At 73.4% G+C, this 12642-nt stretch carries 6 protein-coding genes; 3 read left to right on the forward strand and 3 right to left on the reverse strand.

Annotated features, from left to right (window positions below; translation table 11 throughout):
• Positions 1–56 precede the first annotated feature (56 nt).
• The gene (rpsA, locus tag F0L17_RS05370) at positions 57–1556 is read right to left on the reverse strand and encodes a 30S ribosomal protein S1 (protein WP_155070174.1); all 1500 of its coding nucleotides are present in this window, start codon (positions 1554–1556) and stop codon (positions 57–59) included.
• A gap of 401 nt (positions 1557–1957) precedes the next feature.
• On the opposite strand from rpsA, the gene F0L17_RS05375 reads away from it, so the two are divergent.
• The gene (locus F0L17_RS05375; RefSeq protein WP_155070175.1) at positions 1958–2779 is read left to right on the forward strand and encodes a class I SAM-dependent methyltransferase; all 822 of its coding nucleotides are present in this window, start codon (positions 1958–1960) and stop codon (positions 2777–2779) included.
• A gap of 107 nt (positions 2780–2886) precedes the next feature.
• On the forward strand, positions 2887–5478 hold the full coding sequence (gene hrpB, locus F0L17_RS05380; protein ID WP_155070176.1) for an ATP-dependent helicase HrpB: 2592 nt from the start codon (positions 2887–2889) through the stop codon (positions 5476–5478).
• 69 nt (positions 5479–5547) lie between these two features.
• On the opposite strand, the gene F0L17_RS05385 is transcribed toward hrpB, so the two are convergent.
• Complete coding sequence (locus F0L17_RS05385) at positions 5548–7134, reverse strand: lytic transglycosylase domain-containing protein (RefSeq protein ID WP_338017959.1); 1587 nt, start codon at positions 7132–7134, stop codon at positions 5548–5550.
• Positions 7135–7526: 392 nt separating this feature from the next.
• Entirely contained in the window at positions 7527–10265 is a 2739-nt protein-coding gene (gene polA, locus F0L17_RS05390) for a DNA polymerase I (protein ID WP_420802384.1), read from the reverse strand.
• Positions 10266–10356: 91 nt separating this feature from the next.
• Here polA and F0L17_RS05395 point away from each other — a divergent pair, with 91 nt between their 5' ends.
• A complete protein-coding gene (locus tag F0L17_RS05395; RefSeq protein ID WP_155070179.1) occupies positions 10357–12633 on the forward strand; it encodes an FdhF/YdeP family oxidoreductase in 2277 nt (758 codons plus the stop codon).
• Positions 12634–12642 lie beyond the last annotated feature (9 nt).

The raw sequence follows: 12642 nt of genomic DNA on the forward strand, positions 1-12642 counted from the left end.
CTGCTCGGGCTCTGCCGTGCTCCGCCGGCGAAGCGGCCGGACGGGACCGGGTCAGATCAGCTCTGGCCGCCCGCGAGCTTCTCGCGGAGGGCCGCCAGAGCCTCGTCCGAGGCCAGCGCACCGGAGCTGTCGTCCGACTCCGAGGAGTACGAGCCGCCACCGCCGCCGCCCTGCTGGCCGCCGGCACCGCCGGTGCCCTCGGCCTCCGCCTGGGCGTCGGCCTCGCGGGACTTGAGGACCTGCGCCTGGTGCTGCTCGAAGCGCTGCTGCGCCTCGGCGTACTGGCGCTCCCACTCCTCGCGCTGCTTCTCGTAGCCCGGCAGCCAGTCGTTGGCCTCCGGGTCGAAGCCCTCGGGGTAGATGTAGTTGCCCTGGTCGTCGTAGGACGCGGCCATGCCGTACAGGGTCGGGTCGAACTCGACCGCCAGCGGGTCGGCGCCGAAGGCCTCGTTGGCCTGCTTCAGCGAGAGGCTGATGCGGCGACGCTCCAGGTCGATGTCGATGACCTTGACGAAGATCTCGTCGTTGACCTGGACGACCTGCTCGGGGATCTCCACGTGGCGCTCGGCCAGCTCGGAGATGTGGACCAGACCCTCGATGCCCTCGTCGACGCGGACGAACGCACCGAACGGCACCAGCTTGGTGACCTTGCCGGGGACGACCTGGCCGATCTGGTGGGTGCGGGCGAACTGCTGCCACGGGTCTTCCTGGGTCGCCTTCAGCGACAGGGAGACGCGCTCGCGGTCCATGTCGACGTCCAGGACCTCGACCGTGACCTCCTGGCCGACCTCGACGACCTCGGACGGGTGGTCGATGTGCTTCCAGGACAGCTCGGAGACGTGGACCAGACCGTCCACGCCGCCCAGGTCCACGAAGGCGCCGAAGTTGACGATCGAGGAGACGACGCCGGACCGCACCTGGCCCTTCTGCAGGGTGGTGAGGAAGGTCTGGCGAACCTCGGACTGGGTCTGCTCCAGCCAGGCGCGGCGGGAGAGGACCACGTTGTTGCGGTTCTTGTCCAGCTCGATGATCTTGGCCTCGAGCTCCTTGCCGACGTACGGCTGGAGGTCGCGGACACGGCGCATCTCGACCAGGGAGGCCGGGAGGAAGCCACGGAGGCCGATGTCGAGGATGAGACCGCCCTTGACGACCTCGATGACGGTACCGGTGACGATGCCGTCCTCTTCCTTGATCTTCTCGATGGTGCCCCAGGCACGCTCGTACTGGGCGCGCTTCTTCGAGAGGATCAGGCGGCCCTCCTTGTCCTCCTTCTGGAGGACCAGGGCCTCGATCTCGTCACCGACGGCGACGACCTCGTTCGGGTCGACATCGTGCTTGATCGACAGCTCGCGGGAAGGGATGACGCCTTCGGTCTTGTAGCCGATGTCGAGCAGGACCTCGTCCCGGTCGACCTTCACGATGACGCCGTCGACGATGTCGCCGTCGTTGAAGTACTTGATCGTCTCGTCGATCGCGGCGAGGAAGGCTTCCTCGGAACCGATGTCGTTGACCGCAACCTGCGGGGTGGTCACGGTGGTCTCGGTGCTGCTCGTCATGTGGAAAAGGGCTCCGGTACGGACATTGAAGTCGTAGGTACTGCTACGCCGAGAGCCCGTATCGCACTGCCGAAGCCGGACAGCCTGGGAGGCGCCTGTCGAAGGATTCCCGAGGAAACCACAAGCACCTCGACACACCGAGGGGACATACAACAGATGCGAGCGCGACCTGCTCCGTCCGAGGCGCGCAGGCCCGCAGCGCAACTTGTAGCATACGGGGGCAGCCGGGCGGGGTCAATGCACGAACGAGGACACACCGGGCTCACATCTCATTTCCGGCACACGTCACCCCGGTCACGTCCGGAACCCCCCTCGTCCGGCCCTCCGCCGGGAAGGCCCCGACGGCCCACCGAGCGCCGCGGACGGCCGTGCCGGAACCGAAGGCTACGACGACGGGCGCCATGAACCAAGACACCGAACCAGAGGTCACCCGCCGCCACAGCGGCGCCGCGGAGAGCAGCCGGGCCAGCCGCGGCTGGTGGGACCGGAACGCGGACGACTACCAGCGCGAGCACGGCGACTTCCTCGGCGACGACCGCTTCGTGTGGGGCCCGGAGGGCCTGGACGAGGAGGAGGCCGGCCTCCTGGGCCCGGCGGAGGCACTGGCCGGCCGGTCGGTGCTGGAACTCGGGGCCGGAGCGGCCCAGTGCTCGCGCTGGCTGGCCTCGCGCGGCGCGCGACCGGTGGCGCTGGACATCTCCCACCGACAGCTCCAGCACGCCCTGCGCATCCGGGAGACCTCCCCGACGTCGTCGGCGTTCCCCCTGGTCCAGGCCGACGCCGGCGCCCTGCCCTTCGCCGAGGGCTCCTTCGACCTGGCGTGTTCGGCCTACGGGGCGCTGCCCTTCGTCGCCGATCCGGTGCGGGTGCTGCGCGAGGTGCGCCGGGTGCTGCGGCCGGGCGGACGCTGGGTGTTCTCGGTGACGCACCCGATCCGTTGGGCGTTCCCCGACGAGCCCGGTCCCGAAGGACTGACGGTCGCCGCCTCCTACTTCGACCGCACTCCCTACGTGGAGCAGGACGACCGGGGACGGGCCGTCTACGTCGAGCACCACCGCACGCTCGGGGACCGGGTCCGCGACCTCGTCGCCGCCGGCTTCCGCCTGGTGGACCTGGTGGAACCGGAGTGGCCCGGGTGGAACCACCGGGAGTGGGGCGGCTGGTCGCCGCTGCGCGGACGTCTGATCCCCGGAACGGCGATCTTCGTCTGCGAGCGCGACTGAGCGGCGGGCCGGGAACCGGCCGGGGGACGCGCCCCTCCCAGGAGGGCTGGGGGGATTGAGGGAGCTGGGGGGACCGGGGGAACCGGGGGGACTGGGAGGATGGGGACATGCCCCAGCGGACCGACGCCCTTCGGCACCTGCCCGTGCGTTCCTGCCTGCCCGCCCTCTCCTCCGCCCTGGAGGAGTACGGCGCGGCGGTGCTGTGCGCACCCCCGGGCACCGGCAAGACCACCCTCGTACCGCTCGCCCTGGCCGGGCTGGACGGCCCGGCGGAGGCGGCCGGCCCCGGTTCCGTACGGCGCGTGCTGGTGGCCGAGCCGCGCCGCATCGCGGTGCGGGCCGCGGCCCGTCGGATGGCGTGGTTGCTGGGCGAGGAGGTGGGCGACCGGATCGGGTTCACCGTGCGCGGGGAGCGCGTGGTGGGTCCGCGGTGCGCGGTGGAGGTGGTGACCACCGGCGTGCTGCTCCAGCGCCTCCAGCGCGACCCCGAGCTGCCCGGAGTGGACGTGGTGGTGCTCGACGAGTGCCACGAACGCCATCTGGACGCGGACACCGCCGCGGCGTTCCTGCTGGACGTGCGGGCGGCGCTGCGCCCGGAGCTGCGCCTGGTCGCGGCCTCGGCCACCACCGACGCCGAGGCCTGGGCGCGGCTGCTGGACGCCCCCGTGGTGGAGTCCCCCGGCGCGGCGCACCCGGTGCGGGTGGTGTGGGCGCCTCCCCCCGGCCTTCGTCCGGTGCGCCCCACCCACGGCCTGCGGGTGGACCCGGCGCTGCTGGAGCACGTCGCGGCCGTGGTGCGGCGGGCGCTGCGCGAGGAGGACGGTGACGTGCTGTGCTTCCTGCCCGGCGTCGGCGAGATCGCGAGGGTGGCCGAACGGTTGGAGGGCGGCGGTTGGGACGACGTGGACGCCGATGTGCTCCGAGTGCACGGGCGCGCTCCGGCCGCCGTCCAGGACGCGGTGCTGTCCGGGGGCGGTGAACGGCGCCGGGTGGTGCTGGCCACTTCGGTCGCCGAGTCCAGCCTGACCGTACCGGGGGTGCGGGTGGTGGTGGACTCGGGCCTGACCCGCGAGCCGCGCACCGACCACGCCCGGGGCCTGGGCGCCCTGGTGACGGTACGGGTCTCGCGGGCGTCGGCGCGGCAGCGCGCGGGCCGGGCCGGCCGCGAGGGACCGGGCGTGGTCTACCGCTGCTGGCCGGAGGCCGAACACGACCGGCTGCCGCGCTTCGGCTCCCCCGAGATCGCGGTCGCGGACCTCACCGCTTTCGCCCTGCGCGCCGCCTGCTGGGGCGATCCGGACGCCCGCGGCCTGGCGCTGCCCGACCCGCCCCCGGACGGTGCGATGGCCGCGGCCCACGAGGTGCTGCGCGCGATCGGCGCGGTGGACGGGGCGGGGCGGGCCACCGGACGCGGGACGGCGATGGCGGCCCTCGGCCTGCACCCCCGGCTGGCACGCGCCCTGCTGGACGGCGCGCCCCTGGTGGGGGCGCGCCGGGCGGCCGAGGTGGTGGCGCTGTTGAGCGAGGAGCCACCGCGGGAGTACGGCGACGAGGTGGCGGCCGTGTGGCGCGCCGCGCGCCGCGGCGGCGACGCCTACGCCACCCGCTGGCGCCGGGAGGCGCGTCGCCTCGAGGGCGCCCTGCTCGGGGGCGTCCCCGGCGGCGTCCCCGGTCGGAGGGGAACCGCGGACACGGCCGACGACGCGGCCGCGGGGATGCTGGTGGCCCTCGCCTTCCCCGAACGGGTGGCCCGCTCGCGCGGCGAGCGCACGTTCCTGATGGCCTCCGGCACCCGGGCCGAGGTCGCCCCCGGTTCCGGGTTGCGCGACGCCCCGTGGCTGGCGGTCGCCGTCGCGGACCGGCCGGTCGGGTCGGCCACCGCACGGGTGCGGCTGGCCGCGGTGGTCGACGAGGACACGGCGCGGGAGGCCGCGGGTGCGCTGTACGCGGACACCGAGGAGATCTTCTGGTCCACCGGGCGGCGCGACGTCGTGGCCCGCCGCGTGGAACGGCTGGGCGCCGTCGAGCTGTCCTCGCGCCCGATCCGGGACCCCGACCCCGCGCTGGTGCGCACGGCCCTGTTGGACGGGGTGCGGCGTGAGGGCGTGGGACTGCTGCGCTGGACGCGGGAGGCGGTGTCACTGCGGCAGCGGCTGGCCTTCCTCCACCGGGAACTGGGCGAGCCGTGGCCGGACGTGTCCGACGAGGCGCTGCTCGCGCGGGTGGACGAGTGGCTAGGCGGGGCGCTGGGCACGGCACGGCAACGGGCCGACCTGGAACGCGTGGACGCCGGGCGGCTGTTGGACGCCCTGCTGCCGTGGACGACCGGTCAGGCCGCCCGGTTGGGGGAACTGGCACCGGAGCGGATCGAGGTGCCCTCGGGTTCGCGGATACGGGTGGACTACGGCGGGGAGCGGCCGGTGCTCGCGGTCAAACTGCAGGAGCTGTTCGGCTGGCGGGAGGCGCCCCGACTGGCGGACGGTCGGGTGCCGCTGCTCGTGCACCTGCTGTCGCCCGCGGGGCGGCCCGCCGCCGTGACCGCGGACCTGGCGTCGTTCTGGCGCGACGGCTACCGCTCGGTGCGGGCGGAACTGCGCGGGCGCTACCCCAGACACCCCTGGCCCGAGGACCCGCTGACCGCGGAGCCGACGGGACGCACGACCGCCGCGGCGCGCGGGGCGGCCGAGCGGGGGCGCTGACGCCGCCCCACGGTGGTCGGGCCCCGGCGGCCCGGGCCCCGGACCGCCTGCCGGGACCCGGGCCGCCGGTCAGTCCTCCGGGCGGCCGTGGACGGTGGCCTCGACGGACGGGGCGGGAGTCCCGTCCCGCTCCCCCTCACCGTCCCGTTCCTCCTGCCGCTCGTCCTCGGTGCTCTCGTCCTCGGTGCTCTCGTCCTCGGTGCTCTCGTCCTCCGGCTCCTCGCAGGGCTCCTCGGACTCCTCGGACTCCTCCGGCTCCTCACCGGGCTCCGGGTCCCCGGTCGGCGTGGGAGACGGCGTTGCGGTGGGCGTCTCGGAAGGAGCCGGCACCTCGGTCTCGGACGGCGAGGGCGAGGGCTCATCGGGTTCCGCCGGGCAGGTGGGCGTGGGCTCCGGCTCCTCACCGGGCTCCTCCGGCTCCTCACCGGGCTCCTCCGGCTCCTCACCGGGCTCCTCCGGCTCCTCACCGGGCTCCTCCGGCTCCTCACCGGGCTCCTCCGGCTCCTCACCGGGCTCCTCCGGCTCCTCACCGGGCTCCTCCGGCTCCTCACCGGGCTCCTCCGGCTCCTCGCCAGGCTCCTCCGGCTCCTCGCCAGGCTCCTCCGGCTCCTCACCGGGCTCCTCCGGCTCCTCGGACCCAGGGGGTTCCGGAGTCTGGGTGCCGGTCCCGGGGGAGCCGGAGGGCGGCCGGGGGCTGATGGTGCCCCCCACGGAGACGGACGGCTGCGGCGACGGGGTGCGGTCGCCCTCGCCCTGGCCGTTCTTGCCCTTGCCGTCGGCGTCGTCCTTCGCTCCGCCGGCCCCGCTCCCGGGGCGCGTGGTGGAGTCGGTGACCGGTTCGGCGCTCGGCTTCGCCGGCCGCGACTCGTTGCCCGCGCCGGGGCTCTCGGGCAGCACACCCTCGCCGTCGGGCACCTCGTGGACGCCCTTGCGGTAGAACTCCAGCCAGGACAGCACGGTCCGCAGGTATTCCCGCGACTGGTTGTAGCTGAGGATGGCCTGTTCCAGGTCGGCCCGCTTTGACAGGTCCCTGCCGCCCGCGCACAGGTAGCGTCCGGCGGCGAGTGTCGCGTCGTAGATGTTGTTGGGGTCCTCGCGGCCGTCACCGTTGCCGTCCGCTCCCCAGCCGGCCCAGGTGGAGGGGATGAACTGCATGGGTCCGACAGCCCGGTCGTACCGGGTGTCACCGTCGTACGCGCCGTTGTCGGTGTCCGATATGTGCGCGAAGCCCACGCCGTTGAGAGGCGGGCCGAGGATCGGTTTGAGGGTGGTGCCCTCGGAGTCGACCGCGCCGCCGCGCGCCTGCCCGGACTCCACCTTGCCGATCGCGGCGAGGAGTTGCCAGGGGAGGTTGCAGCCGGGCCGCTCGTCCCGCAGAGCCCTCTCCGCCTTCTTGTAGGCGGCCAGGACGGTGGCGGGGATGCCCGACTCGGTCGGGCCGACGACGTCCGGCAGGTCGTTGGAGGCATCCGGCTCGTCCGGCTTGACCAACGGCGGAAGTTCGGTGTGGTACGGCGAGTTGCCGTCGGCGGGGACGTCGGGGGAGGGGGAGGCGGCGGTGTCTCTGCCGCCGGGTTGTTGGACGAGTTCCACGCCGGGCCCCTGCGACGCGGTGAGCGCGGCCATCGCCGCCGCAGCCACCGCGGTGCCGGTCACGCCCCTACGGACCCTGCCCACGAGCCGACCCGCCATCCGACCAGACCCTCCACGCTGATGCCTCACGCCGGCACGACGGTTCGCGCGCGCCGGATCCCACGTGTTTCGTTGTGTGCCCCGGTGCCCCGGTGCCGCACCGTGTGCCCGCCGCTCGTCCCGACCCCCGTGCGGGTGACAACGATCGTGACACTACGGCAACTTCGGCACCTGTTCCACCACCTCCGTCCAGGACGCCCGGGTGGGCATCCCGGTTCCACCGGACGTCCACGGAGGTTCACCGTTCCGCCATACGTGCCCGATGGACACGGTGACGGGTCACGGGCCGAAGTCCGGGCGGCGCACGACGGTCGTCGACCGTCGTGCGCCGCCCGGTCCCCGGCCTCGGAGCCTCCTCAGTGGGCGGCGTTCTCCCAGTTCTCCCCGGAGCCCACGGACACGTCCAGCGGCGCTCGCAGCTCGACGGCCCCGGCCATCTCCCGGCGCACCAGCTCCTCCACCGCCTCCCGTTCCCCGGGGGCGACCTCCAGCACGATCTCGTCGTGCACCTGGAGCAGCATCCTCGAACGCAACTTCTCCTCGGTCAGCGCGCGGTCCACCTTCAGCATCGCGATCTTCACGATGTCCGCGGCGGTGCCCTGGATCGGGGCGTTGAGCGCCATCCGCTCGGCCATCTCACGGCGCTGCCGGTTGTCGCTGTTGAGGTCGGGCAGGTAGCGGCGGCGACCGAGGATGGTGGAGGTGTAGCCGGTGGCCCGCGCCTCCTCCACCACCCGGTGCAGGTAGTCGCTGACCCCTCCGAAGCGCTCGAAGTAGGCGTCCATCAGCCTGCGCGCCTCGTCGGGCGTGATGCCGAGCTGCTGTGACAGGCCGAAGGCCGACAACCCGTAGGCCAGCCCGTACGACATGGCCTTGATCTTGCGGCGCATCTCCGGATCCACCCGGTCCTTGGGCACGCCGAAGACCTGGGACGCGGCGGTGGTGTGCAGGTCCTCGCCGGAGGTGAACGCCTCGATCAGGCCCTCGTCCTCCGAGAGGTGCGCCATCACGCGCAGTTCGATCTGGCTGTAGTCGGCCGTCAGCAGCGACTCGTAGCCCTCACCGACGACGAAGCCGCGGCGGATGGCCCGGCCCTCGTCGGTGCGGACCGGGATGTTCTGCAGGTTGGGGTCGGTCGAGGACAGCCGCCCCGTCGCGGCGACCGTCTGGTTGAAGGTGGTGTGGATGCGGCCGTCGGCGGCGATCGTCTTGATCAGGCCCTCGACGGTGGTGCGCAGCTTGGACTGCTCGCGGTGGCGCAGCATGATCACCGGCAGCTCGTGCTCGGTCCGCGTCGCCAGCCAGGCCAGCGCGTCGGCGTCCGTGGTGTAGCCCGTCTTGGTCCGCTTCGTCTTCGGCAGGCCCAGCTCGCCGAAGAGCACCTCCTGCAACTGCTTGGGCGAACCGAGGTTGAACTCGTGCCCCACCGACGTGTGCGCCTCGCGCACCGCCTGCTGGACCGCCGCGGCGAACTGCTGCTCCATGTTCTCCAGCCACGCCCGGTCGGCGGCGATGCCCGCCCGCTCCATCCGCGCCAGCAGTTCGGAGGTCGGCAGCTCCACGTCCTTCAGCAGATCGGCCGCGCCCACCTGTTCGAGCCGCCCCGCCAGGGCGTCGCCCAGGTCCAGGATGGTGCGGGCCCGTCCCATCAGGGCGTCCGCCTCGGCCTCCTCGTCGGCACCGAGGGTCAGTTGCCCGCTCGCCTCGGCGGTACGGGCCGGCTCGCGCCCCAGGAACTCCACCGACAGCGCGTCCAGCGCGAAGGAACGCCGGCCCGGCTGCACCAGGTAGGCGGCCAGCGCGGTGTCCATCACCACCCCGTCGAACCGCCAGCCGTGCTCGGCGAAGACCCTCATCACGGCCTTGGCGTCGTGCACGACCTTCGGGCGGCCGGCGTCGGCGCTCCACGCGGCGAACGCCTTCTCGTCGGCCTCGTCCAGCCGCGTCGGATCGAACCAGGCGGCCGGGCCGGCGGCCGTGGCCAGGGCGACCTCGGTGACGCCGCCCGCGCCCAGCTTCCAGGCGTCGACGGTGGCCAGCCCCAGCGGCCCGGAACCGGGTGCGGCGTGTTCCGCCAGCCACGGCGCCAGCTCGCCCGTGTCCAGGACCGTGCCGTCGATCTCGACGCCTTCCTCCGGGGCGGTCTCCTCCGTGGTCGCGCCCGGATCGACGGCGTACAGCCGGTCGCGGAAGCCGGTGTTGCGGAACTCCAGCGCGTCGAGCACCGTCTCCAGCGCCGCGCGGTCGTACGGCACGCGCTCCAGGTCGGCCGGGCCGGCGGACAGCTCCACGTCGTGCACCAGGGCCGTCAGTCGGCGGTTGAGGCGGACGCCCTCCAGGTGCTCGCGCAGCTTCTCGCCGACCTTGCCCTTGACCTCGTCGGCCCGTTCCAGCAGCTCGGCCAGGCTGCCGAACTGCCTGATCCACTTCGCGGCCGTCTTCTCCCCCACGCCGGGGATGCCGGGCAGGTTGTCCGACGGGTCGCCGCGCAGCGCGGCGAAGTCCGGGTACTGCTCGGGGGTGAGGCCGTACTTCTCCTCCACCTTCTCGGGCGTGAAGCGCGTCAGCTCCGACACCCCCCGGGTGGGGTACAGCACCGTGGTCGACTCGTTGACGAGTTGGAAGGAGTCGCGGTCGCCGGTGACGATCGAGACCCGGAAGCCCTCCGCCACCGCCTGTGTGGCCAAGGTGGCGATGACGTCGTCCGCCTCGAACCCCTCCACCGCGAACCGCCGCACGTTCATCGCGTCCAGCAGCTCGCCGATCAGCTCCACCTGTCCCTTGAAGCTGTCCGGCGTCTTGGACCGGTTCGCCTTGTAGTCGGCGAACTCCTGCGAACGCCAGGTGACGCGGGAGACGTCGAAGGCGACCGCCAGGTGGGTGGGCTCCTCGTCGCGCAGGGTGTTCGCCAGCATCGAGGCGAATCCGTACACGGCGTTCGTCGGCTGCCCCGTGGTGGTGGAGAAGTTCTCCTCGGGGAGCGCGAAGAACGCCCGGTAGGCGAGGGAGTGCCCGTCCAGCAGGAGCAGGCGCTTCTCGGCGGGCGTGGACGGATCCGTCGGTGCTGGGGTCGCTGTCGATGCTTTGTTGGCCACGCCCCGATCCTGCCACGCGCCGCCGACAATCCCTCCCGGGCGCCCTCGGGCCCATGTCGCATGTCGGCGACGCGTGGCAGGATCACTCCCCATGAAGCGCGAGTCGCCCGCCACCGACCCCGTCCAGGACGCCCCCGAGGTCGGCGCCCCGCGGCACTCGGCCGCCGGGCTGCCCGCCGTCGCCCACTCCCTGCGCGTCGCCCATCGGCAGATGGGGGCGCGACGCACCGCCCTGACCCTGCTGGGAGTCAACCAGGCGGACGGCTTCGACTGCCCCGGCTGCGCCTGGCCCGAACCGGAACGGCGGCACACCGCGGAGTTCTGCGAGAACGGCGCCAAGGCCGTCGCCGAGGAGGCCACCCTGCGGCGCGTCACCCCCGCCTTCTTCGCCGAGCACCCCGTCTCCGAGCTGGCGACCCGTTCCGGCTACTGGCTGGGAGGGCAAGGGCGCCTCACCCACCCGATGTACCTGGCGGAGGGCTCCGACCACTACGTGCCGATCGACTGGGAGCGGGCCCTCGACATCGTCGCCGACGAGCTGCGCGCCCTGTCCTCGCCCGACGAGGCCGTCTTCTACACCTCCGGCCGCACAAGCAACGAGGCGGCCTTCCTCTACCAGCTCCTCGCCCGCTGCCTGGGCACCAACAACCTGCCCGACTGCTCCAACCTGTGCCACGAGTCCTCCGGCGCGGCCCTGACCGAGACCCTCGGCGTCGGCAAGGGCAGCGTGCTGTTGGAGGATCTCCACCGCGCCGATCTGATCATCGTCGCCGGCCAGAACCCGGGCACCAACCACCCCCGGATGCTCTCCGCCCTGGAGCGGGCCAAGCGGAACGGCGCGCGGATCATCACCGTCAACCCGCTGCCCGAGGCGGGCCTGGAGCGGTTCGACAACCCCCAGACCCTGCGCGGCCTGGTCGGTCGCGGCACCCGGTTGACCGACCTGTTCCTGCGGATCCGGATCGGCGGCGACCAGGCCCTCTTCCGCGAGCTGTGCCGCCGCGTCCTCCTGGCCGACGGCGGGGTGGACGAGGAGTTCGTCCGCGAGCACACCCACGGCTACGAGGAGTTCGCCGCCGCCGCCCGCGCCACCGATCCCGACGAGGTGCTGCGCGCCACCGGACTGGAACGGGCCGACATCGACCGGGCCGCCGAGCTGGTCCTCGCCTCGCGGCGCACCGTCGTGTGCTGGGCCATGGGCCTGACCCAGCACCGACACGCGGTGCCCACCATCCGCGAGGTCGTCAACCTCCTCCTGCTGCGCGGTGCCGTGGGCCGCCCCGGCGCCGGGGTGTGCCCGGTGCGCGGCCACAGCAACGTGCAGGGCGACCGCACCATGGGGATCGTCGAGAAGCCCTCTCCCGCGCTGCTGGACGCCCTGGAGGAGGAGTTCGGCGTCCCCATGCCGCGCGAGCACGGCCTGGACGTGGTGGGCGCCATCCGCGCCCTGCGCGACGGGCGGGCCGGGGTGTTCTTCGCGATGGGCGGCAACTTCGTCGCCGCCTCCCCCGACACCGAGGTGACCGAGGCCGCGATGCGCCGCGCCCGACTGACGGTGCACGTGTCCACCAAGCTCAACCGCTCCCACTGCGTCACCGGCGCCCGGGCCCTGATCCTGCCCACCCTCGGCCGCACCGAACGCGACGTCCGGGCGGGCGGCGAGCAGTTCGTCACCGTCGAGGACTCCATGGGCGTGGTCCACGCCTCCCGCGGGCGGCTGGCCCCGGCCGGCGAGCACCTGCTGTCGGAGCCCGCCATCGTCTGCCGGCTGGCCCGCCGCGTCCTGGGCCCCGACCACCCCGTCCCCTGGGAGGAGTTCGAGGCCGACTACGCCGCGATCCGCGACCGCATCGCCCGTGTCGTCCCCGGGTTCGAGGGGTTCAACGACCGGGTCGCCCGCCCCGGCGGCTTCGTCCTCCCCCACGCCCCGCGCGACGAGCGCCGCTTCCCCACCGCCACCGGCAAGGCCAACTTCACCGCCGCGCCGCTGACGTGGCCGCGCGTCCCGCCCGGTCGGCTGCTGCTGCAGACCCTGCGCTCCCACGACCAGTACAACACCACGATCTACGGCCTCGACGACCGCTACCGCGGCATCAAGGGGGGCCGCCGTGTGGTGCTCGTCCACCCCGAGGACGCCGCCGAGCTGGGCCTGCCGGACGGCTCCTACGCCGATCTCACCAGCGAGTGGGACGACGGCCGCGAACGCACCGCGCCCGGCTTCCGCGTCGTCCACTACCCGACCGCGCGCGGCTGCGCCGCCGCCTACTTCCCGGAGACCAACGTGCTGGTCCCCCTCGACGCCACCGCGGAGACCAGCAACACTCCCGCGAGCAAGTCCGTGGTGATACGGCTGACCCCCGCCGGATAGCCGGGGCCG

It is taken from the genome of Streptomyces taklimakanensis (assembly GCF_009709575.1).
In the GTDB taxonomy this organism is placed as follows: Bacteria; Actinomycetota; Actinomycetes; order Streptomycetales; family Streptomycetaceae; genus Streptomyces; species Streptomyces taklimakanensis.